Here is a 23,921-nt window from a genome sequence, read left to right as displayed (position 1 = left end):
ATTTATCGAGGGAAAAGAATAAAAAACTTGTCTGTTTGTTAACAATGCAAGCAAACGGTTCCCAGGATGACGACACCATTACCAGGTAATTCAGAAGATCAGACATGGGGCAGAAATCAACGCCCATTTTCCAGCGAGGCGAAAATACCTGTCCAGACCGACGATGAACGTTTGTTGCGGGAAACATTTGCCGCAGATCCCAAAGATGGATGCTCGCTGCTGTTCCGTCGGTACTATGTGACGCTCTGCAATCACGCCGCACGTTTTGTGCATTCACAAGAAGTAGCGGAGGATATTGTTTCTGAGCTTTTCGAAGCCTTCTGGGCGCACAGGATTTTTGAGCACGTCACAAGCTCCTATCGCGCTTATCTCTACAAGGCGGTACGTCACCGAACTTATAACTATATGCGATGGAACCTCCGGCAAACCGATCCGCTAGAATCCATTTCCATTTCTCCGGTAGCCCAGACGGTCAATCCGGATGAGGCGCTCCAATACACCGAGCTTTACCTCAAAGTCGAGAGCATTATCCAGGAATTATCGCCGCAATGTCGCAAGGCCTATTTGCTGAAAAGAGTAGAAGGCAAGAAATACGATGAGATTGCCCAGGAACTCCAGATTACCCCGAAAGCGGTGGAAGGGCTTGTCAGCAGGGCTTTGACCAAACTTCGCACGGGCCTGAAAGAAAGCTGGTTTTTGACTATCCTGCTGCCCGCATTCCTCTGACTTTCATCAAGAAATGTATTACCACATACTGATATCAGGACTTATATCCAGCTTCAATGAACGAATTGATAACCAAACAGCTACTGTTCGATTTTTTCGAAGGCAAAGCCACATCAATGCAGCGAAAACTGATCGAGCAATGGCTTGAAGACAGCGAAAACGAAGAGCAATATTACCGCTGCGTCGACGAATGGGAGCGCCTGCACCCGCAACTGCTAATCGACACGGAGAAATCGCAGCATGAATACGACTTTTTTCTGGACGGAGGAATAGCACAGGAAAAGCGTGCCGAAGTTTTGTTCCGGGTCAGTAGGAAATCGCGTAACCTGCTGCCATGGATCGGAATGCTGGCGGCTGCCTCGGTATTACTTGCATTGGCCTATGTATTCCGCTCGGAGCTGATGTACAGATCCATCGAGTCGCCACACGGCCGTTTCACCAGTTTTTTCCTGAGCGACAGCACCGAGGTAACGCTCAATTCCAATTCAGTACTGAGGGTGCCTCGCTTTGGTTTCGGGGAGGATGTGCGTCAGGTGTGGCTGACCGGCGAGGCCGAATTCAAGGTAACGCACCAAAAGAATAACCTGCGTTTCGAAGTGCTGATGGGTGACGGCTACCGCATTGAAGTGCTGGGTACCGAGTTCAATGCGTTTTCGAGGGCACGCGGAAAAAGGGTTTTTCTGGCCAAAGGAAAAGTAAAGCTAAACCTGCCTGCTGGGCGGGAGCTTTACCTCAGCCCCGGCAACTACTTCACTGCCGACAGTAAAGGCACTTTTAAAGTGGTCACGCCCGAAGAACCGCTGGCCATTACCGCCTGGAAAGAGCAAACATTTTATTTTGACGATGCAACCCTTGCCGAAGTCGTCGAGCAGATCAACGAGCGGTTTGCCGTCCACATCCGGATCGTCGACGACGAACTCGCTTCCCGCAAAATCGGGGGGATTTACCAAGCCAAAGAACCAGAAGCATTACTGGAAATATTGTCGGCCATGTTTGATATGAAAATTACCCGCTCAGCGGACGAAATCGAATTGCGTACACCCATAAAACAAGACTTATGAAGATCCCGATTTTACGAACGTGCCTGGTTGGCACCTGTCTGCTGACCGCCAGAATTGGCTTTTCACAGGAAATCGCAATGGCAAGGCCAGCTTTACACCAGGAAAGCCAGAAAACGGAGCGGTCCGGTAAGCTCAAAGACGTGCTGAAGGAACTGGGCAAGAAGCACCATGTGAGCATTCTGTTCGAGCAATCCATTATCCAGGGTATTTCGGTTTCCGCGGATGCGGCTGAGCACGCCAGAGACCTGGAAGCGGAATTGAAAAGCTTGCTGAAACCCAACGGTCTGGAATTTATCAGGACAGGTAAAAAAGCCTATCTGATCCGAAAAAAGGAACAAAAGGAAAAACAGCAGCAGGCATTGGTTAAGCCGGTGTTACTGGGTACTGAGCCTGAGCCGCAAGTTTTAGAACCAGTTCCGATACGTCAGACCCCGGCCGATATCAGCGTCAAAGGAAAGGTTACCGATGAAAAGAATGCCGGGCTTCCCGGTGTGAGCATTTTAGTAAAAGGCAGCAATAAAGGCGCTGTGACGGATATGGAGGGAAATTTTTCGCTCAGTGTGACGGATGAAAATGTCGTGTTGGTTTTTTCATTTATCGGATATGTGACCAAAGAAATTGCAGTAGGCAACCAAACGATGATCAACATCCGGCTGGATGCTTCGGTGAGCAGTTTGAGCGAAGTCATGGTTGTGGGTTATGGAACGCAGCGTAAGGGCGACATTACCGGTTCAATCGGCTCGCTTTCAGCCAAAAACATCCGTGAAGTACAGGTCACTAACTTTGAGAATGCCATTCAGGGACAAATCGCCGGGGTGCAGGTTCAGGAGCCGAGCGGAGAGCCAGGCGCGGCTACCACCATCCGCGTGCGGGGCTTGGGGTCCGTATCAGCCGGTAACGAGCCTTTGTATGTGATCGACGGTTTTCCGGTGACCAAAAACATGGACCCTGGTATTCAGGGCGACATTACGCGCCGCACTACTGCTTTTGCGTTGCCCGCTTCCAATCCGCTCGGCACGATCAATTCCAATGACATCGAATCGCTTGAAGTGTTGAAGGATGCTTCGGCGGCTGCGATCTATGGATCAAGAGGTTCCAACGGGGTTATTTTAATTACCACCAAAAAAGGAAAAAAAGGCACCAGGCCTGTGGTGGGTTTTGATGCTTATTTCGGGGTACAGTCGGTGGCCAAAAGGGTGGACCTGATGAACTCGGCGGAACTGACAGCCTATGTGAAGGATTCCAAAAACAATGCGTACCTGCAGGATGTCCCGACAGCGAATATCAACGATGACAATGTAACCCGTTACGGAAAATCGACAAACGGCAGCTACTTCATCCCCGACGATTTCGCAAATCCCACCGGCACCGACACCGACTGGCAGGACCTGATCTTCAAGTCGGCTCCGGTGCAAAGCTATAATGCGTCGGTATCGGGTGGTACCGAAACAATGAACTACTATTTTTCCGGCGGCTATTTTAATCAGAAAGGCATCATTGACCGAAGCGGTTTCGAGCGTTTCAGCTTTCGGGCGAACCTGGAAGTGAACCCTGTCAAAAAGCTGAAAATCGGTTTTGGATTGAGTCCTTCCTTTACCAATACCGACCGCTCGCCGGCGGGTGCTCCCTACTTTGCAGATCCTCCCGGCATTGTGTATTCCGCACTCGTTACCTCGCCGACGGTATCGCCTTACCTGCCCGACGGGACGATCAACCAGACCGATAACCAGTCTCATTTGTTGACCGAAGATGGCCGCGGCGCAAATATGACGGCAGCCAGTAACCCGCTGGCGATCATTAAATATGTGACCGACGACCTGAAACAGTTCCGGACATTCGGCAATGTATTTCTTGAATATGAAATCATCGAAGGCCTCAAATACAAGCTTTACACGGGTATCGACGTCAATAGTTACAACCGGTCGTTTTACATGGCCAGGGCATTCCTGAACCGGGGAGCGACCGTAGGAGACCCTTATGCCCAATCGAATGCATCTTTGAATTACAACTGGCTGGTGGAAAATACATTGTCCTATGATAAAACTTTAGGGAAAGACCATCACATTTCGGCAGTAGTGGGGTATAGCGCCCAAAAAGACCGACTGGACGCCAATCAGGTCTACGCACAAAACCATCCCGACGACCTCTCCCCTTCCATCAGCAGCGGGCAGGTTACGAGCGGGGGCGACAACCGCCAGGAATGGTCGCTGGTATCCATGCTGGCGAGGGTGAATTATGCTTTCCGTGACAAATACCTGCTGACAGCCACCATACGTTCGGATCGTTCTTCCCGGTTTGGTGCGGGTAACAAAACAGGGACATTTCCTTCGTTTTCAGCAGGATGGCGGTTGTCGGAAGAAACCTTTATGAAAGGTCAGACGATAGTAAGTGATTTAAAACTGCGCGGCAGCTGGGGTAAAACGGGAAATTTCCTGATCCCGAACTACGCGGCAATCGGTTTGTTAAGCCCGTATAATTATACATTTAATAATGTAATTGTAAACGGGATCGCTCCTTCAACAATCAGTAACGATAAACTGACCTGGGAAAAAACCACGCAGGTGGATTTCGGTATCGACCTGGGCCTTTTTCGAGACCGGCTTTTCATCTCCGCCGATTGGTACAAAAAAACGACCTCGGACCTGCTGCTGAATGTACAGGTGCCTTCGTCGGTTGGTTTTGCCACGGCACTTCAGAATATTGGCGAAGTGGAAAACAAAGGCGTGGAATTGACGATCAACAGCCGCAACATTGTGGGCGCATTTACATGGTCAACAGATTTCAACTTTTCGTCCAATCAGAATGAAGTATTGAAACTCGGCCCCACCGGTGATCCGATACTCAGCTCGGGAGGTGCGGGTATCCGGCACATTACCCAGATCGGCGCACCGATCGGCAGTTACTATGGCTATGTTGTCGACGGCATTTATCAGACACAGGCTGAAATAGACGCTGCGCCCGACGACGCACTGGCACCAGCCGCCCGGCCGGGGGACATGCGGTTCAAGGATGTAAACGGTGACGGAAAAGTGGATGCCAGTGACCGCACCGTGATCGGCAACTACATGCCTGATTTTATGTACGGTATTACCAATCGTTTTAGCTTTAAAGGTCTGGACCTGAGTGTTTTCTTCCAGGGTGTACAAGGCTCCAAGATCCTGAACCTGACCCGCCGTCACCTTGGAAACGGCGAGGCGGCGACCAACTCTTACAAAGATTGGACAGAACGCTGGATATCTCCCGAAAACCCGGGCAATGGTACCATTCCGCGCGCCGATCGCCTGACCGATTTGCACGGGGGAAACAACCGTCCCTCTTCCTACCAGGTCGAAGACGGATCGTATTTCAGGTTGAGGAGTATCACATTGGGATATACATTCCCGAAAACCATGCTGGGAAAAGTGCAATCGTTGCGGGCTTACGTTTCGGGCACCAACCTGTTTACCAGTACCCAATACATTGGCTACAATCCGGAGGTTAATAACCAGGCAGGCCTCACCGGCGTACAGGGAGAGGACTATGGCGCGTATCCATTGTCCCGCAACTTCACGTTCGGCCTGAATGTAACCTTCTGACATCACCTCACTGACTTTAAAGCGAAAAGGATATGAAATTAAAAAACATCTATTTGGCGTCTTTGATCGCAGGAAGCCTGTGGTCATGCAGCCAGGATTTTACAGACCTGAACCCGGTGACCCAGCGGAATGTGAACGGTTTTTACCTCACGGCGGGTGATATGAACACAGCCATTAATGCGGCTTACAAAACCTTACAGATGACAGGGACTTATAACCAGAGTTACTGGATCATGCAGGAAATGCGCTCGGATAATACCGACCAGGGACCGGACGGCACCGGGCTGGGTGCCGAGCTGACCGTAATCGACAATTTCTCAGAAATAGCCACCAGCGAAATGATCACAGCCGCCTACACGGATTCCTATCTGGGTATTGCCCGCTGCAATATTGTCCTGGACCGGATTGAGCCGATTGATATGGATGCGGCTGTCAAGGAGCGGATCAAGGGAGAAGCGTTGTTTCTCAGGTCGTTGTTTTATTATAATCTGGCGGTTTTGTTCGGCAACATTCCGATGCCACTTTCCGAAGCAAAATCGGTGGCGGAAGGCAGCTCACTGCCCCAGGTGCCTGCTTCGGAAGTGTATAAACAACTCATTACCGACCTCACGACCGCAGAAGCGGCTTTGCCGATCAAGCATGCCGCAGCGGACCGGGGCCGCGCCACCAAAGGCGCAGCCGCTACATTGCTGGGAAAAGTAATGCTGACTGCCGGAGACAAAGCAGGAGCGGCAACGGTTTTGAAACGAATTGTTGACGGATACGGGTACTCATTACTGGCAGATTATGGCAGTCTTTGGGGGTTAACCAATAAAAACAATGCGGAATCTATTTTCGAAGTACAGTTCAAAGGAGGTGGGACCGGCACTGGAAATTCATTTACCAATGCTTTTTCTCCTTTGCTAAGACAAACTACTGGTGCCTATAAAAACCGCCCTACCGTGAATATGATGAATGCTTACGAGCCTGGGGATGACCGTTTTCTTAAATCAATGGATTCCAGTTTCGTCAACAGCTCCGGTGTGCTGATCACCAGCTCACGGAACGATACGCGGTTTATCAACAAATTCGGCAAGGAAAATGCATTCAACGAAAACGACGCATCCTATAATTTCGTAGTGTTGCGCTATGCCGATGTCTTGCTGATGCTGGCGGAGGCACTGGGTGAATCTGCGGAGTCTTATGAATACATTAACCTTGTGAGGACCAGGGCAAAACTGGCACCGATCAGCGCAGCCACAGTGGGTACTTTTGAGGAAAAACTGTTACACGAACGCAGGGTTGAGCTGGCTTTCGAGAACCATCGCTGGGCAGACCTGCTGCGGTTTGGCAAAGCAGCGGAAGTGATGACCGCGCAGGGTAAAACAGCGCGGCTGCTTTACCTGATCCCGCAGCGGGAGCTCGATATCAATTCATCCTTTAAGCAAAATTAAAATTCAGAAACCAGCGGTTTCCCATTTATAACACTCAAATGATGCGCTTTAACCTCAAAAACGCGGTGGCATACCTGTGCCTGGCCGGCGTCATGTACGCACCGCAACTGATGGCCCAGGCTCCGGCAAAACCTTCAGCAGCAAAGATCCTTCACGATATGCGAAAGCTGAATGTGCTGGGCAATGTACTTTACATGGCCGCACACCCAGATGACGAAAATACTACTTTTATCGCCTATATGGCCAATGAAAGGCAGTTTAACACCAGTTACCTTTCCCTTACACGCGGCGATGGCGGGCAAAACCTGATCGGACCGGAGATCCGCGAGCAGCTCGGGATGATCCGCACCCAGGAGCTTTTGCAGGCCAGGCGTATGGATGGAGGCAGGCAGTATTTTTCGCGGGCCAATGATTTTGGTTTTTCCAAAAACCCCGAAGAAGTGTTTACGATCTGGGAAAGAGAAAACCTGCTGGCTGACGCGGTTTGGGTGATCCGCAATGTGAAGCCTGATGTGATCGTAACGCGGTTCCCGCCCGATTCACGCGCCGGGCACGGGCATCACAGCGCATCGTCGATTTTAGCCGAAGAAGCATTTGACGCCGCCGCAGACCCGAAACGTTTCCCCGAACAGCTGAAATTTGTAGAAACCTGGCAGGCTAAAAGGCTGATGTGGAATATCAGCATGTGGGGGATCAGGAATAAGGAGGAGTTTATAAAAAATGCAAAAAGCTATTTACAGTTGGATGTTGGTGGCTATAATGCATTGCTGGGCAAGTCTTATGGTGAAATTTCCGCAGAGAGCAGAAGTATGCATAAAAGTCAGGGATTTGGCTCGATAGGTACCCGAGGGGTGTCTGTGGAATATTTGCAGCATACCAAAGGCACCAAGGCGCAAATGGAACTTTTTGAGGGCATTAACACCACCTGGACAAGGGTGAAAGGCGGTGAAAAAATACAGCAGCTGGTGACCGCGCTACTTGCAGGTTACAAACCAGCGGATCCATCAGCGAGTGTTACTATGCTACTGGAAATCAATGCAGAACTAACCAAATTACCCGAAGGTTTTTGGAAAACGACGAAATTAAAAGAGGTGAACGAGCTCATTAAAAACACACTCGGGCTGTACCTGGAAGCTACTGCTTCTGATTTTGCATTCACGCCGGGCGAAACGATGCATGTCTCCGTGGAAGCGATCAACCGTTCATCGGCGAATGTGGTTTTGCAGAAAGTGGCATTCCCGTTTGAATCGGGTGACACGACACTCTCGGCACCTTTGAAAAATAATAACGATCTGGATTTTGCATTTAAAACTAAAATTCCGGCAAAAATACCGATTTCCCAACCTTACTGGCTACGAAAACCGATTGGCTATAAAGGGCTTTTTTCAGTGGAAGACCAGCAGAAAATCGGCCGCGGCGAAAACCCGCCGGCTGCGATGGTGGCATTTGATATACTGATCGACGGTCAGAAACTACATTATGAAACGCCTGTGGTGTTCAAGAAAAAGGATCCCGTCGTCGGGGAGGTATATCAGCCTCTGGTGGTGACGCCGCCGGTTTTTGCCAATATTTCGCAGGATGTGTACATGTTTGAAAGCCAGCAAGCCAAAAAAGTACTGGTCGCAATCAAAGCCGGGAAAGACGAATGCAAGGGAAAAGTACATCTTGACCTGCCTGCGGGCTGGAAATCAGTTCCTGAGCATGTACCTTTTGCCCTGAAACTGAAAGGCGCGGAGCAAATGGTGGAATTTGCGCTTTACCCGCCCGCCGAATCCCAGGAAACGGAAATTACTGCGGTGGTAGAAGTGGAGGGAAAAACGTATGACCATAGCTTTGGTATGATCAGTTACGGCCACATTCCCGCTCAGGTCTTTTTTCCAAAAGCGACGGCCAGGACAATCAAGCTGGACCTGATCAAAAAAGGCAACAACATTGGCTATCTGATGGGGGCCGGCGACCTGATCCCCGTCAGCCTGCGACAGATCGGGTACCAGGTGACGATACTCGAAGACAAAGATATTACCCCCGAAAAGCTTCGTCAATTTGATGCGATCGTGGCTGGTGTGCGGGTTTACAATACCAATGAGCGGATGAAGCATTACCAGTCGGTATTAATGGATTATGTCAAAAACGGCGGCAACTTTATCATTCAATATAATACCGATATGGATCTGGTGATGAAGGATATCGGACCATACCCATTTACACTAACCCGTGATCGAATCACCGTAGAAGGTTCGGAAGTGCGTTTTCTGAAACCTGAAAGCCCGGTTTTGAATGTACCCAACAAGATTACCCCGGCCGATTTTAAGAACTGGGTACAGGAGCGCGGCCTGTATTTCCCTCAGAAATGGTCACCCGAATATGAGGCCGTTATCTCATCCAATGATCCCGACAGCCCGGCTTTGGATGGTGGGATCCTGGTCGCCAAGTATGGGAAAGGAAATTATGTGTATACCAGCCTGTCGTGGTTCCGGGAGCTGCCCGCCGGTGTTCCGGGGGCTTACCGGGTGTTTGTCAATTTGCTGTCCCTGGGAAAGTAGTTAAGTTATTCCTAATCTGAGAACATCAAGGAGCATAATCTGGCCAGGAAGCCTAAAACAGTGCTTCCCGGCCTTAACTTTTTACCAAATAACAATTTCTGATCAGCCTACCTGGTACTGTCGAGGGATAGAAGCAGTGATGGGTGCTTAACGCATTCGGACTTATTTGCAGCAACGCCTCTTAAAAGTCGGAATAGATAGCAGAGTTCTTTGCGGGATTGACGCTATGTGAAATTTTCTATGTTAGTACCATTTTAGTGCTCAAAAACATTTTTGTCCTGGCAAGTACACTTAACTCGTCGTGGTCGTTGCAGAACTAACCTGACAATTTAAGTCTTGGGAATTATTAGTGCTACCTTCTTGGAATTCTAAAAATTGGGCGTAAAAGCAATCAAGGGTGTAAACAATGCGCCGGTTAAGTGTGCCATGGTATCCATTGCTGCACTATTTGCCAATTTCCTTTTAAATGTTTTGAGGTACTTTTTGAGGTTGAAGCAGGTTGCTGCCATCAGCATCACCTGATGTGCTGCAGCTTTTCCCAGAACATTAATTTTACTTAATCCGTAATGATGGACCAGACTTCCAAAAAACGGCTCTACCGTACTTTGCCGTACTTGTTTCATCCGTTTCCCGCGCCTGCTTAGTTGTCTTTCATAAGCTCTATGGTAACAATCTTCATAAGCTGTCATAAAAATCCTTTTAAAAAGGGACTTAGGCGTACAGGATTCTTTTAGAACACAGGGGGGACAGGGAGACTTACGCAGAAGAAAGGCATAAGAGTACTTTGATACTCCACCTTTATATAGGGCTATATCTTTTTTTAGGTTAATCTCCTGAAAAGGGAATCAACTCTAAAAGTTCAATTTTTCACATCAGCACTGACAAATATATCTTAAATCGAAGGCTTTCGGTATGATGGATCATGTCTGTACCATCATACCGATTATTCTACTGCAAATTTCGAATAAGAATTCGAGTCTAATCGTCGTCTAATTTCGAAAGTTCTTGTGTTTACAATTGCAGCCTGCCAACATGCAAATGTTTTGTTCTTCTGAACCTTCGTCAACAAAGATAAGATGCGATTTCGGCAACCACCCATTTAGAATTTGAAAGATAAAATCTTTGCCTTCTTTAAGGCATCGAAGGGCGTGTGGAAAAGCCTTGTCAGAAAGCATCCTACTGCCTGATCAGCGTCCTTGCTTCAATCTGGTTTTTTCCTTCAAACAGGATCAGAAAAGTACCTTTATCCAGTTTTTCGAAATTGATCTTGATTTTGTTTAACCCTTTAAATAATTGATGATATTCCGTGTTAAGTATCCTTCCGGACAGGTCATAACTTTTTGTAGTACAGCTACCTGCATCTGATATAACAATATCAATGTACGTTTCTGTCGAAACGGAAGGGTTCGGATACAGTTGCCCAACTATTGACCTGCTTACAGATGATCCGATGTGGATGATTTTTGAATACTCAAAACTGCCGTCTTCGTCTATCATTTTTAATCTGTAATACGAATTATCATATCCCAATATGTCGTCAATGAACTGATAAGTCCTGAGGACGGTGTGGTCGGCAGATTTGCTGTACACCGTTCCAATATTTTCGAATGCTTTTGCATCCTGGCTCCTTTGGACTGCAAACCCTTCAAAAGCCTTCTCGTCTGAGGTAACCCAATCAAGTGTAACTTTATTCTCGCCTGTTTTCTTACCGGTAAAGGACACCAATGTTACCGGCAATCCCGTACCAATGGTTTGTGTGCCCGCCGCATCGGTTTGATTATTGGTCACTGTTGGCGTTGTGCCAGCGTAGAAAAGGTTTACAGGGTTTGCTGACCCGTCAACCTTTATAGTATTGCCGTCTGTGGCATTGGCCTTGATAGTTGCCGTGACAAAAAAGTACCGTGTTTCACCTGGCAGTATCGTCACATTGCCAAATCCCGAAAATTGAATGGTTTCGCCATTTCCGGTTACCGCCGTTACATTGTTCCCGATATGAGTGGCTGTGGAAAAATCGTTGACAGTATTAATATATAGCCTGTAATTATTGACATCGCCCGAAGTGTAAGTTCCAGATGTGGTGACATCCACACGGTTGGGCTGGACTGTCGTGAAAATTGCCTCCAATTTGAGTATATAAAACGGGTGGTTACTAGTGCCCAGCGGTACATCAGCAGATGCAAGGGTTTCAGTGCCAAAAGTTACGGACGGTGCTTTAATGGTTTGCGCACCCGATGCATCGGTTTGATTATTGGTTACCGCTGGCGTGGTACCTGTGTAGAAAACACTCACCGGGTTCGCCGCCCCATTAACCTTGATGGTATGACCGTCGGTGCTAGCGGCCTTGATGGTTGCCGTTATAAAAAGATACCTTGTTTCACCAGCCGGTATTGTCACGGTACCAAACCCCGTAAACTGAATTGTTTCGCCATTTCCGGCCACTGCGGATATATTATTCCCGGTATGAGTGGCTGTGGAAAAATCGCTGACAGTATTGATATAAAGCCTGTAATTATTGACATCGCCCGAAGTGTAAGTTCCCGATGTGGTGACATCCACACGATTGAGCTGAATAGCCGTGGAGGTTGACACTAATTTGAGTACGTAAAACGGATGGTTGCTGGTTCCCTGCAGCACATTAGCGGCAGCGAGTGCTTCGGTGCTATAAGTGACGGCCGGTGCTTTAATGGTTTGTGCACCCGCTGCATCGGTTTGGTTATTGGTCACTATTGGTGCAGGGGCCGTGTAAAAAACGGTTGCCGGGTTTGCCGCCCCGTTAACCTTGATGGTGTGGCCGTCGATGCCAGTGGCCTTGATAGTCGCCGTTATAAAAAGATACCTTGTTTCACCGGCCGGTATGGTTACGGTACCAAACCCCGTAAACTGAATTGTTTCGCCATTTCCGGCCACTGCGGATACATTATTTCCGGTATGTGTGGCTGTTGAAAAATTATTGACCGTGTTGACGTATAATCTGTAATTATTGACATCGCCCGAAGCGTAAGTTCCCGAGGTGGTGACATCTACACGGTTGAGCACAACAGCCGTTGAGGTTGCAATTACTTTAAGTATGTAAAACGGGTGGTTACTGGTTCCTTGCAGCACATTAGCGGCAGCGAGGGTTTCAGTGCTGTAAGTCACATCAGCAGCCAAACCCCTCAGCTGACCCGCAAAAATTACAAAAAGTAACAAACTCAACGGCCCAAGCTTGTGGACAAAAGGAAGTACACACTTTTTCATGAGATAAAGTTTTAATCAGAAGGAAGAAAGTTTTGATACTGTATTCTTGCGTAAGTGCGGATATTCTTATCCGTGAAATCAAAATGATGTAGCCTTGATGGGCCAGAAGTGGGTTCTTTAAATCAAACCTAATTTTTTTTGATGCCAGGTGCTACTGTGCGCGGGCGAACGGCAGTGAATTCGTTGCGAATGGCGGGTTTTTCTATGTGAATGCAGGTAGAAATATTGATTTTGCTCCCGAATCTTTACAGCCAGCCAAACCGCTCCATGAGCCGTTCTTTCTGCATGCGGGAAACAGGGATCGTTTGCTGGTTAGACATGACCACATAAGATCCTTCCCCTTTGACAAATTTCCTGATATGACCAAGGTTAATCAGAAACTGCCGGTGTACCCTTAAAAAGTCGCGTTCTTCCAGGAGCTCCTGTATATCACGCAGGGACTTTGCGGCTAAATGGTAACGTCCGTCCTGTAAATAAAACTTGGTATAGTTATGGTTTGCTTCACAGTAGATAATGTCTTTCATCTCAACAAACGCAACTCCATTTTGATAGGGTAGTGCGATGCGGTCCGGAAAGGTCTTAACCGGACTATTTAGCTGTTGTTTAAGATGTTCCAATTGTTCAGGCAGGGTTTCTCGACGTTTTTCGACCCGTGCAACAGCTTGTATCAATTCTTGTGTGTCAATTGGTTTCAGAAGATAATCCACGGCGCTGTACCGGAAGGCTTTCAATGCAAACTCGTCATAGGCCGTTACAAATGCGAGGGAAAACGAAACGCCCGCCACGGCTTCCAGGACCTGAAAACCATTCAGCTGCGGCATTTCTATATCGAGGAAAACCAGATCTGCATGATGGTCAAGTATGGCCTGGATACCTTGGCGGCTATTGGTGCAGGAAGCTACCACTTCTACCTGCGGGCAATGCTGTGCCAGACGAAGGGCCAATAAACCTACTGCATTGGGTTCGTCGTCAATGATGATGGCACGGATCATGATTTTGATGTTTTGTATTAAATAGCATGGATTGTACTAAACTGGAATACTCAGGACAACCTTCGTCCCTGCGGGCAGGCCTTGCTGATCGGTTAAATCCATGATCTGTACGCTGGTTTGGACCTGAAAAAGTTGATTGATCAGTTCAATACGGTCGGCGGTGATTTTGATCCCATAAGATTTACTTTTTGTGGCCGATTTGCTTTTGTAATCCGATGCTTTTTGACGTCCGATGCCATCGTCGGTTATCTCCACACGCAACAAATCCGGCCCGGGCTGAGTCAATGCGATCCGGACAGTCCCTCCGGCTTCTTTTTGCATTAGCCCGTGCCATATTGCATTTTCTACGAACGGCTGCAATAGTAACGGTGGGATCTGGGTCAATCCGGCATCAATTCCCTCGTCCATCTGAATCTTGTAGTGAAGTTTCCCAGGGAACCTCATGGCTTCCATTTCGATATAAAGGCGCAGGGTTTCCAATTCATTTTCCAAAGAAACCTGTTCGGATTTGGAATTCTCCAGTACCAGCCGGATGAGCCGTGAAAATTTGGTCAGATAATCTGAGGCTTTCTCGGCATCGTTTTGAGCGGTAAAGAACTGGATAGAATTTAGGCAATTAAAAATAAAATGCGGGTTCATCTGTGAACGCAAAGATGCCATTTCCGTTTCCGAAAGTTTGAGCTGATAGGCCGCCACTTCCTCATTGTATTTTGCTTCTTTTTGCAGCAACGTAAGCTCTTCCAGTTCCAGCTTTGCTTTTATGGTTTGATAGGACAACTGATTTTGATATATATAGCCAACCAGGCCAAGCACCGTCAGAAGCATCAATAACCTGAACCACCTGGTTTCATAAAATGCAGGTTTAATAACAAAGGGAACCTGTAACTCCTGCCCGGCATTTACCCCGGCAGACCGTGCATGAAAAACATAATCCCCCGCCGCCAGATTGGTATAAAATGCCTGGTGATCCTGACCGGCATCAATCCAGTTTTTTTCGAACCCTTCCAGATAATAGGCATAATGGTTATCATTGGGCTTGCGGTAATTCAGGGCCGAGAAATTGAAACTGACTGCATTTTCATGGGGCCCTAGGGAAACATGCTTAGACCAATTGGCCATTCTATCCTTATTATTGACACGTACGTTGGTTAGGTGGGTATTGTAGGCAACCTGTGAACGGTCGAGTGCAGCCATATCGAGCACGTTCCAGCCGCCTACATTGCCCACCAGAAGTTTGTCGTCCCCGGTAGGGCACAAACCCATCATGGTATTGTTGGACAAGAGGCCATCGTTGACGGTAAACCTACGGAAGGTATTACTTTTCTCGTCGAAAAGATGCAACCCATCAAAGGTACCAATCCAGACACGGTTATGGATATCAACAAACACGCGATGGCATTCCAGATCATAAAGCCCGTCTTTATCAGACCAGGTTTTTAAAATCTCCCCTTCCTTATTTAGTTTGATCAGCCCGGCCCAGCCCACGACCCAAAGATTCCCGTCGGGCCCTTCGGTCATTTTTAAAAGGCCCGTCCCGGTTTTTGTTTTCCGGAAGGTACGGGTTGGTTCGTCGAAATGGAAAATCCCCTGATAGGTCGTCAGCCAGATGTGTGACCGGCTGTCTTCAAATACATCCATCACCCAGTTCCCATTGGCAAAAATTTCGGCATGGGCTTCCTTTGACCACAGGTTAATTTCCCTGTTGTTTTTGGGGTCGAACACGTGGATGCTTTCGTAGTGGTTAATAAGCCAAAACCGCTCCTTTGAGTCAATGATCCCCAACGAGTAAAAAGGAACTGAAAAAAAAGCATGATGAAGTGTGAAAGGCATGGGAAGATATTTTTCTGCAACAGGATCAAATCGAAAAATACCCTCGAAACGGTTATCTGATGCGTCACCTTTGCCATCCTGCCAGCTTTGCCACTGGTTGCAACCCACCCATAGTATGTTATTTTTATCCTGTATCAGCCATTTAGCTTCTGACAATTCGCTATACTGAGGGAATTTATAGTGTGTTATCTGATTTGTTGCCAGGTTCCATTTGTAGAGCCCCTGATAGGCAACCGCCATCCAGAAGGTTTGTCCAGTCGGATCTGACTTATCGTTCAGGATGGCATTTACAGGTTGCTGGCCGGCAGCAATGTGGTTAGTTTTGATAAACTGGTTGTGAGGATTGTATTTCAGAAGACCTTCCGAGGTACAAACCCAAAGGATGCCACTTCTGGGGCTAAGGACAATGTTATAGACCGTATATTGCTGAGGGATAAGATTCTTGAAAAAGTGAAACTGCTCTGTTTCCGGCCGAAAAACGCCCAGCCCGGATTCGGAACCTACCCAGAAAATTCGTTTCCCCTCCTCGTCCGTCCCTTCACAAACCGTCAGTAAAGAGAAGTTAGGGCGCTTGTAAATTTTTATTTGTCCGGTTTTTATATCGTACTTCAGGATCCCCTGGCCTATGGCTACCCAAAGTTTGTCTTGCTTGTCAATAAAGCCCCGGTGCATTTGAAACTGGTACTTTTCATTTTTTATGGGGCAGTCCAACCCAATTTTGCAAACAAGCCTGTTGGCTTTTCTGTCAAACTGAAATAAGCCCACCTCCATGCCCAACACCCAGACGTTACGATGGCTGTCCTCGGCAAAGCTGCCTTTATGGTAGATATAGGTGGTTTTTTTCATACGGTAAACATACGTTTTACCATTGGCGGGGTCGTATCGGTTGATATTGTCCCGGTCAGAAAACCATACGTTCCCAAAGGAATCAACAAACGTATTAAAGGCGCCTCCTTCCGCTGGTCCAGCAATGCTTCTTTCTTTCCTGGAAAGGGCGTCTACCCTGACCAGCCTTTCCGAGCCAGAGGAGTAATAGACAGTACCGGCGCGGTCCATTGCCAAACCATGCACCCATTTGTTTCCCACACGCTGAAATGTGTAGCCGTCGTACCGGCTGAGGGACTTTCGTGTGCCAAACCACATAAAGCCGCTGGTATCCTCGAGGGCGCACTCTACCGTTCGGCTTGGAAGCCCGTCGCGGTCGGTGATATGGTCAAACGAAATATTAGGGAGCTGCGCAAAGCCTATGTTACAGGCGATCAGTAGCAAAGCCAGCAGCTGGATAGCGTGTCTGCTCATGTGGAGTATGGATATGTACATCTAACCTACAATTTAAATCTGTTTTTACCAATGGAGGTCCGGTCATGGCTGAGGTTTATGTGAAATCGTATACCAAGACAGGGCTTTGCCCATTTCATTGAGCATATGTCTTTTAACCATTCGGAGAAAAAGCCGCGGGGCGCAAACCGCAAGCTGATCCCGGAATGGCGGCGCAACCGAAATGGGGGTACTATTAACGACAACAACCGCAATAAGAAGTGATTCAACAGCCGAGCGAGAGTTGCAACGAAACCAAATTGATTTATAAATGGGAAGCGGAATTAGTTTTCTTGACAAGAAGTAATGGAAGGAGAAAAAGTATCATAAATAAGTCAGCAATCAATCCTCCTAAGCTGCCTGCTGCAATGGAATGCCAAAACGGCAGATCGGTGTCTGAAAAGAAAAATATAGACAGGGTGGAAATAGTGTATATTGTAAAGTAGGTTATTATTTCGATTTTAGATGCAATAGCAAAGTAATAAGATTCTAGTGAACTGATGTTGTTTTTAGCATAGACATTGTATTCGTTTATTACCATGATAATGGCGCTCACTTCGACGACAAAATTCTAATGCTCAGCTATGACTTTCGGGCGTATCGAGTAGAAAAATCTGGCTGAAGATCGGTGATTTGCGTAACAGAATTCTGCCCTGGTACTTAGTGTCAATAGAGGCTTGTTCAAACTCTATCAGGCCAAACCAGGCTGCAAATTTTTCAATAAACCGCCATTGGTAAACACGTTCTGGCGCCAGGGTAAATCCGTAATGTCCCGATGGTGTTGGTTGTTGCAAATTAGGAAAGGCCAGCATGGCTTTGGAAGCGTAAAAGCTGGTCTTACGGTGTTGTGCACCATACCGGTGTAGCAAATACAGCGAGTATGCCCAGCCGAAGTATCCGACCTGCGTATCTGCAAGGTCAAGGTAACCCCAGTTGAAACGAGTAGTGAAAATGTCAAACAGCTCCCAGAAGCGCTTATCCCGTCTTCGCGACAATGACTTTTGACCGGTCTGAGTGAGTGACAAGGCATTGCCCAGCTTTTTCACATCCGACCCGATCAGAAGGCAAGCTTTCAAGGCTTGGATGAAAGCCACATTATCCTCGGATATCTTTTTAGAGTAGCCATTCTCAATGCCATCATCTGTTAACAGCTTCGTTTCATAAAGTTCACCGCATACCGAAAGCGGTAAATTCCCTTTTGTGGTCAGTTTAATCGGCCCCTGCGAGAGTTTGCCCTGCAAAATCTCGATCAACCGAAAAAATGGAACCTGGTCGATCACATCGTCAGTTAGAGTCTGTTGCCTACCTAAGATAGAGACTTGTCCGAAGGGATTATTAAGCAGTGCGTGCATCTGTTGGGCGGATAGCCCATCGAAAGCTGCCAACGGCTTCTGGTTGCGCGCCTGCATAAACGAGTGCAACTTTTGGTTGAGCTCCTGTTGTGACCATCGTCCCTGGGCAGCCTCGGGGTAGGCAGCCATGAATTCTTGCATGATATCGTCTGCGAGCCCCATAAAAATAGATTGTTTGAGCGCAAATATAATAGTATCCGGATAACGTAATAGGCAAAGCCCCCGACCTCCAACATCATTGCCTGGTAAGGGAGACATTTAGACGGCTTGAAATCGGACGCAGAATTGCCTTCTCTGCTAGATAAAACACCATCTGATATTCCATCTTCAAAATCGATCAAAGTTCAAAAAGCTGGACCTTGTTGAACCTATGCCCGATCATCCTTTCACTATTAAGCAACAGCCAAAACCAAGGTCCAAAAAGTAGGTCCAGAAATAAATAACCTTTTATCTTTATGATATTGACTTATGACCGTTGTTGCAAATCGACTTATGAAAAAAATGGCTATGCTAGCGTGAAACGTTGTCGAAATCAAATTCCAAGCATAATCGATTATCCTTTGGACAAACCACATAGCAGAATGGAAAGCTTAAATTAGGGCAGATTTTTCTGAGAATTATAAACCGGAACGTGTATGGGGAATAGCAAAGCCTGGTATGCCCTGATGACTGTCATATATTGCTGTTTGGCTTTGACCTATGTATGGCCGTACCTTACGCAGGTCAAGAGCGCGTTCCGGGAAGGAATGCCGATTCGGCAAGTGCCCAAACCAGCCACCAACAAACTGATCGCAGGTACGCTTGCATTGATTGGCGTGGTGATGTGGACCTGGCTATATTTTAGGCAATAACAATTTATGCATCATGGATCAGGCCCAAAAGAAAGAATTGTCACAGGATTGGTGGCGCTTTATGATTATCGGAAGCTTTCTGTATTCGGTATTTTATACAGTAGCCGAGAAAATCGTGGCGGTTGAAAGACTGCCATTCCGATACTTTTTCCTGTCAGGAGTGCTAGCTTTTTCCCTGGAAGCTGCACTGTATTTTTCGATCCGGAACCGGACCGGACTCAGGAAGACCGCTGTGGTCTGGAGGATCGGATTTATCTGGCTAGGAGTTTGCTTATTTGTTGGTCGCTAAATTAACGGTATGAACTGGGTCTTGGCATCGGTAGGTATTTTGGTGATTTTGCTGGGTATAGCTATCTGGCGTTTCGGACTAGTCGGTTGGCTGAGCAATGTCCCTAAAGGCGGTGAAATTATTGACAAAGAGAAAGCCGCCAGACTCGCTGGGAGTTATTTAGGCCTGTTAGGGCTGTGCTTCATTGCTTTGGGCTATGCTGTCGAAAATTTACCGGATCAGACGATAATGGTGATTGTAGCTTGCTATATCCCGGTCAACATGGTCGTATTGGTTTCATATTTGGTGGTCCAAAGTAAGAACATTCGCAGGTAGTCAAGTAACAGTCAATGATTACATAATGTTATTGGGAGTAGTTTATCTGATTATTGGGATTATTTTCATCACTATGAGCCTGGTTACATGGAGGTTTGAGTGGCTGGGCATAATTGCAGGATATGATGAAAAGAAGGTATTGGATAAAAAAGGTCTGGCGGCCTGGTTTGGAAAATGCACCATGGGGCTATCCATATGTGCTGGTTTGCTCTCAATAATATGTTTTTATGTTCAGCCCTTCCATGATAGCGTCGCCTTTATTTTCGGCATATCGTTTACTACAATAGTGCTGGTCGGAACAGCAATAACCCTTTCCGGGATGTCCAAATACTATAAATTTTAGTATTGCAGAAAACGTCCGTTTGGGGGCGACGCTATCCGCCAGCCATCAACAACCTGATCGCTGTTAGGATGGCCTGCATTTTTAGGCATTAAGAAGGTGTCGATATGGAGCAAGCTCAGAATCGAGGAATGTGGTCGTACATTTTTTGTTTGCATTAGGACTGGCATTAGTCGTGATCGCCGACGGTTCGTATCAAGATGATGCTTGGTTGGATGAGATTTCCACGCTCAGCACTGTGGTTTGTATGAAAATTACGGCTAGAGCCCGTGGGACCGGAACGGTTAAATACCCGTGTAAATTCTATGCAGATTATCGAGGTAAAACATACCAGGACTCAATGTAAAAAAGGAAGATAGATTGTTTTGATCTTAGGATTTTAAACTGCGAGTCAATTTCCTGACTTTAAAATGTTACGGATGATCTTATCGCCAGTTTTGCCCAGTTGATCGATCCCTTTCTGCAAAATTTCACCAGTCCGTTCCGTCTGGCTGGTCTGTACTGAAAAATCTGCCTGAAGGTCAGGGTACATCAGAAGATAGTTGTACCCGTCAAAGTATTTGGCCAGATGCCTTGGTACTTCTGCCAGGGCGGTATGGTAACTGATGTTTCCGGGACGGGCGCAGATTACCACAAATAGATCCTCAGTCCGGATGTCACGGGAAAGTATCAGAAAATCATCCCAGTCATCAAAAACGGTAAATTGCGCCCCTGGCCCCTTGTTTACCTGATTATATGCCTTGATCGACGTAAGAGTGCTTTCCGTACTGTAATAATGAACGTCACAATTCAGCTGTTTCCCAATCGTGGTAATCCGTTGCATCAACACTGGGAAAGATGCTTCAAGCTCAACTTTGTTAGAGCAGACTACCGTTATTTTCCCTATCGTGTTAAGGGGCTGCATGCCGTGGATCAGGTAAACAATCTGTGGGCACCTGGCAAGAAGCTTCTGTGATTTTAATCCGGTAACCGAACCCGGGACCTGCTGACCCTTTTGCTGCCCTATGATCACTTCATGGATCCTTTTCTCCTCTAGGGTGTGTTGTATGCCGGAAGAATAACTTACATCGTAACGGATCAGCGGCGATACGATCACATCTGCGGCCGCAGCTGTGGCTACCATTCGGTCCTGGTATTTTCGTAACCTTCTTTCCTCGGACTCGCGGTTAGCAGTTTCGGCGCTGATCACAGAAAGAACAAAGATATTCTGTTCATGCTTTCGAGGCTGCATCAACAGTGCCAGCTCAATCATAGGATCGATCGTATCTTCTTTGGAGGCCGCAATTAATATATTACGGGTCGATTGAGCTGCTACCTGACTTACACCCTCATTGAGTTTTCGGGCTAACTTGACCGCGGCCCGGTTAGTCTCGATGGAGGCGATCGTGCAGGTGATCAGTATCATGATCAGACAACCATTCAGTACATCTTCATTTAATAGTCTGATCGGCTCCCCCAGTTCATTTTGTCCGATGATGATGTTATAACCCACTAAAACTGTGGCAAGGGTAGCTGCTGCACGTGCCGCACTCAGACCGAAAACCAGCGTTCTTTCATCTCCGTTCATTTTAAACGTTTTCTGGGTCAATAGGGCGGCAATCCATTTGGATACCAGGGCAGCGGCAGTCATGATACCGGCCACCTTTACCGATTCGGCGCTTTTAAACAACACCTGGATGTCAACGAGCATACCAACACCGATTAGAAAGAAGGGTATGAATAAGGCATTACCGACAAAATCAATCCTGTTCATTAACGGCGAGTGGTGGGGGATCAGCCTGTTTAATGCAAGCCCGGAGAGAAATGCGCCGACAATAGGTTCAATTCCGGCCAGCTCTGCAAGAAAGCAGCCAAGGAAGACCATCGCCAACACAAAGGTGTACTGCGCAATACTATCATCAAAATGTTTAAAGAACCAGCGCGCTACTATGGGAAATATAAACCATACGATCAACGCAAATATGATTACTGACAGAATGAGCTGTATCCAAAAAGCCCGATTGATCTCGCCTTGGCTCATTTTAGCAATGACAGCCAGTACAAGCAAGGAAAGAATATCGGTGATGATCGTGCCTCCGACCGCAATGATGGCGGCTTTGGTTTTATGGACATTGAAACGGGCCGCCACCGGATAAGAAATAAGCGTGTGCGAGGCAAGCATACTAGCAAAAAGGATACTCGAAATCCAACTAAAACCCAACATAAACCTGGCGGCCAGTGCTGCTATAAGCATAGGCATGGCAAAAGTAAATATTCCGAAAACCAGGCTTTTTGAGCTGTTCTTCCGGAATTCTTTCATGTCAACTTCCAGGGCTGCCAGAAACATGATGTAGATCAGGCCTACTGTCCCAAACAGCACGATACTGCTGTCGCGCCGGAGCAGGTTTGCTCCATGCTCACCCACTGCCACGCCCGCCAGGATAAGCCCGATCACATAAGGAACTTTGACCTTATTGAGCAGCAGTGGAACGAACAGGATAATAAAAAGCACCAGCGAAAATATGAGCACCGGGTTGCTAAGAGGCAGTTCGAACATGCCTTCTGCATTTAATAATATAGCCATGTGGTCTATCGGTTAGCAGATGGGTTCAACGGAGCTTCACGGTCGAGAATAGTGACCGATCGCTTGTCAGCATCATAAAATGCACTCTTCATTATAATTTTGCCGCTGTCGGCGAGCATTTTTACCTGCGGGCTCATCTGAATGATCTTTTCAAGTGAAAGCCGCGCCTGTCCCTGGGCAACGCTATTCACAAAAGCCTTATTAGCGGAGGATCGGTCGGCGAACTCGGGCGCTGCTTTTGAGGCCTGTGAGAGCTCGCTTAGGATACTTGAAAAGTTCGTGGTTTGCACATTGTCAAGCGCTGCGCCGATAATGCGGCTGCCGCTACTGGAGAGGACCAGGATGACTTTCGTCCCGCTGAAGTGAAGCGCATATTCCATTGCGGCAACCTGTCTGTTGTCAACCAGACACGCAGGGCTTGATAACTGAATAAACATTGAGCGGCGCATATCAAAGATCTTTTCAACAGATTGATCAAGATCAATGTCTGTCAGCACCAAAAAGGGCTTTAGTCTGGCCAGGCTGTCGGGGATTTTACTTTCAGAATGATAGACGAATGAAGAGTCATTTGAAAATCGGCTATGCCCAGCCATTAAAGCCTGGAAAACCTTTTTCGGCCCGCGTTGATAGATGGAATCTAGTGCCATTTCGAAAGTCAGAGTTGTGGAATCTGGCCCGAAACCAACCATTGTACTGTCCGCCATTGTTACAACAAGGCTATCTGACTCATCTATTGTTTTCTTGCCAGTAGGGTTGCAGCAACACAACCCAAGGGCCGAAAGCAATGAGAGAATCATGTAGACACAGTTTTTAGGAATGTATAGCATAGCATTTTATGATTAGCTGTCCCGTTGTTCCTATAATAGTAAAAACAATGGGTAAATAATAATTATTCAATTAAATCATATGATTAGTTTTAGTCAGGCGTTTTGTAAAGGGAGACTCCTGAGGTTATCCAAATGGATAAACCAGCAGTTTGAAGCGGTCTTTGCAACTGCGAATCATTGAACGGGTAGTTTCCCGTGGTCAGGATCAATACATTTTAAGAGATGTGGCCCACGTATTGATTTCAATATTTGACAGCATCTTCGTCTACCTGGTAAAATTCTGAAAGGCGTTTTGAAATAAAGAAACGGTTTCCCCCCAAGCGGACCTATAAAGTGCGCTCTCATCCATTCATTGAGTTCTCCGGCTGATTCTCAATACGAGGCTATGCTGTAAGGAGCTCAGGACTGGAAGCGATTGTGACATCAATGTAACTGCAATACCATTTCCCCGAAAACGATTACTGAGGGGCGAAATCTTTATTCCAGCTAAAATGCCCTTATCAGACATAAAATATTTTAAGTTCAGAAAAGCCTTCGTTTGTAAATAAGGTAGGCATCAACAACAAACTTCGATTGTTGTTGAAATTAACCGAGAAAAAATGGATCTTTAGGAGGCTGGTCTTCACTAGATAGGTGCTCAATCAAGCATGGGTCGAACCTGGGGTTGGAA

17 protein-coding genes are annotated in these 23,921 nt (G+C 47.1%); 9 read left to right on the top strand and 8 right to left on the bottom strand.

The genetic code is table 11. The features are described from left to right. The first annotated feature begins 66 nt into the window (after positions 1 to 66). Genes ON006_RS03700 through ON006_RS03680 form a run of 5 tightly spaced genes read left to right on the top strand, consistent with a single transcriptional unit; the run spans position 67 to position 9,338 of the window. Positions 67 to 726 carry an RNA polymerase sigma-70 factor gene (locus ON006_RS03700; RefSeq protein ID WP_244823958.1) on the top strand — a complete coding sequence of 220 codons (660 nt, stop codon included), beginning with the start codon at positions 67 to 69 and terminating at the stop codon, positions 724 to 726. A gap of 56 nt (positions 727 to 782) precedes the next feature. Further along, positions 783 to 1,787, top strand: coding sequence for a FecR family protein (locus ON006_RS03695; protein ID WP_244823957.1), 1,005 nt, complete (start codon positions 783 to 785; stop codon positions 1,785 to 1,787). Next, positions 1,784 to 5,362, top strand: coding sequence for a SusC/RagA family TonB-linked outer membrane protein (locus tag ON006_RS03690; protein WP_244823956.1), 3,579 nt, complete (start codon positions 1,784 to 1,786; stop codon positions 5,360 to 5,362). Before ON006_RS03695 ends, ON006_RS03690 begins: the two co-directional genes overlap by 4 nt. Positions 5,363 to 5,394: 32 nt before the next feature. After that, positions 5,395 to 6,795, top strand: a complete 1,401-nt coding sequence (locus tag ON006_RS03685) for a RagB/SusD family nutrient uptake outer membrane protein (RefSeq protein ID WP_244823955.1) — start codon at positions 5,395 to 5,397, stop codon at positions 6,793 to 6,795. A gap of 38 nt (positions 6,796 to 6,833) precedes the next feature. Next, on the top strand, positions 6,834 to 9,338 hold the full coding sequence (locus ON006_RS03680; protein ID WP_244823954.1) for a PIG-L family deacetylase: 2,505 nt from the start codon (positions 6,834 to 6,836) through the stop codon (positions 9,336 to 9,338). 368 nt (positions 9,339 to 9,706) lie between these two features. Here the strand turns inward: ON006_RS03680 and ON006_RS03675 are convergent, their stop codons facing one another. The 5 genes from ON006_RS03675 to ON006_RS03655 all read right to left on the bottom strand — a co-directional run bounded on the left by ON006_RS03675 (position 9,707) and on the right by ON006_RS03655 (position 18,228). Then, complete coding sequence (locus ON006_RS03675; RefSeq protein ID WP_244824039.1) at positions 9,707 to 10,102, bottom strand: transposase; 396 nt, start codon at positions 10,100 to 10,102, stop codon at positions 9,707 to 9,709. Positions 10,103 to 10,514: 412 nt separating this feature from the next. After that, the gene (locus ON006_RS03670) at positions 10,515 to 12,575 is read right to left on the bottom strand and encodes a T9SS type A sorting domain-containing protein (RefSeq protein WP_244823953.1); all 2,061 of its coding nucleotides are present in this window, start codon (positions 12,573 to 12,575) and stop codon (positions 10,515 to 10,517) included. Between the two features lie 245 nt (positions 12,576 to 12,820). After that, a complete protein-coding gene (locus ON006_RS03665) occupies positions 12,821 to 13,567 on the bottom strand; it encodes a LytR/AlgR family response regulator transcription factor (RefSeq protein ID WP_244823952.1) in 747 nt (248 codons plus the stop codon). A 36-nt stretch (positions 13,568 to 13,603) separates the two neighbouring features. Then, positions 13,604 to 16,696, bottom strand: coding sequence for a sensor histidine kinase (locus ON006_RS03660; RefSeq protein ID WP_244823951.1), 3,093 nt, complete (start codon positions 16,694 to 16,696; stop codon positions 13,604 to 13,606). 596 nt (positions 16,697 to 17,292) lie between these two features. Then, positions 17,293 to 18,228: a hypothetical protein gene (locus ON006_RS03655; protein WP_244823950.1), complete on the bottom strand. Its 936-nt coding sequence runs from the start codon at positions 18,226 to 18,228 to the stop codon at positions 17,293 to 17,295. A 473-nt stretch (positions 18,229 to 18,701) separates the two neighbouring features. Between ON006_RS03655 and ON006_RS03650 the strand changes: the two genes are divergently transcribed. The 4 genes from ON006_RS03650 to ON006_RS03635 are packed head-to-tail and all read left to right on the top strand — an operon-like array spanning position 18,702 to position 19,864. Beyond that, entirely contained in the window at positions 18,702 to 18,917 is a 216-nt protein-coding gene (locus ON006_RS03650; RefSeq protein ID WP_244823949.1) for a hypothetical protein, read from the top strand. Positions 18,918 to 18,930: 13 nt separating this feature from the next. Beyond that, a complete protein-coding gene (locus ON006_RS03645; protein WP_244823948.1) occupies positions 18,931 to 19,206 on the top strand; it encodes a hypothetical protein in 276 nt (91 codons plus the stop codon). Positions 19,207 to 19,215: 9 nt separating this feature from the next. Further along, positions 19,216 to 19,521, top strand: coding sequence for a hypothetical protein (locus ON006_RS03640; protein ID WP_244823947.1), 306 nt, complete (start codon positions 19,216 to 19,218; stop codon positions 19,519 to 19,521). Positions 19,522 to 19,546: 25 nt separating this feature from the next. Then, on the top strand, positions 19,547 to 19,864 hold the full coding sequence (locus ON006_RS03635; protein WP_244823946.1) for a DUF3784 domain-containing protein: 318 nt from the start codon (positions 19,547 to 19,549) through the stop codon (positions 19,862 to 19,864). Here the strand turns inward: ON006_RS03635 and ON006_RS03630 are convergent. The 3 genes from ON006_RS03630 to ON006_RS03620 all read right to left on the bottom strand — a co-directional run bounded on the left by ON006_RS03630 (position 19,861) and on the right by ON006_RS03620 (position 23,221). After that, the gene (locus ON006_RS03630; RefSeq protein ID WP_244823945.1) at positions 19,861 to 20,019 is read right to left on the bottom strand and encodes a hypothetical protein; all 159 of its coding nucleotides are present in this window, start codon (positions 20,017 to 20,019) and stop codon (positions 19,861 to 19,863) included. The genes ON006_RS03635 and ON006_RS03630 overlap by 4 nt on opposite strands. 233 nt (positions 20,020 to 20,252) lie before the next feature. Next, a complete protein-coding gene (locus ON006_RS03625; RefSeq protein WP_244823944.1) occupies positions 20,253 to 22,424 on the bottom strand; it encodes a cation:proton antiporter in 2,172 nt (723 codons plus the stop codon). Between the two features lie 5 nt (positions 22,425 to 22,429). Next, positions 22,430 to 23,221: a carbonic anhydrase gene (locus ON006_RS03620; RefSeq protein ID WP_244823943.1), complete on the bottom strand. Its 792-nt coding sequence runs from the start codon at positions 23,219 to 23,221 to the stop codon at positions 22,430 to 22,432. Between the last annotated feature and the right edge of the window lie 700 nt (positions 23,222 to 23,921).

The organism is Dyadobacter pollutisoli (assembly GCF_026625565.1).
Lineage (GTDB): Bacteria > Bacteroidota > Bacteroidia > Cytophagales > Spirosomataceae > Dyadobacter > Dyadobacter pollutisoli.
This window is presented reverse-complemented; position numbering and strand designations above follow the sequence as displayed.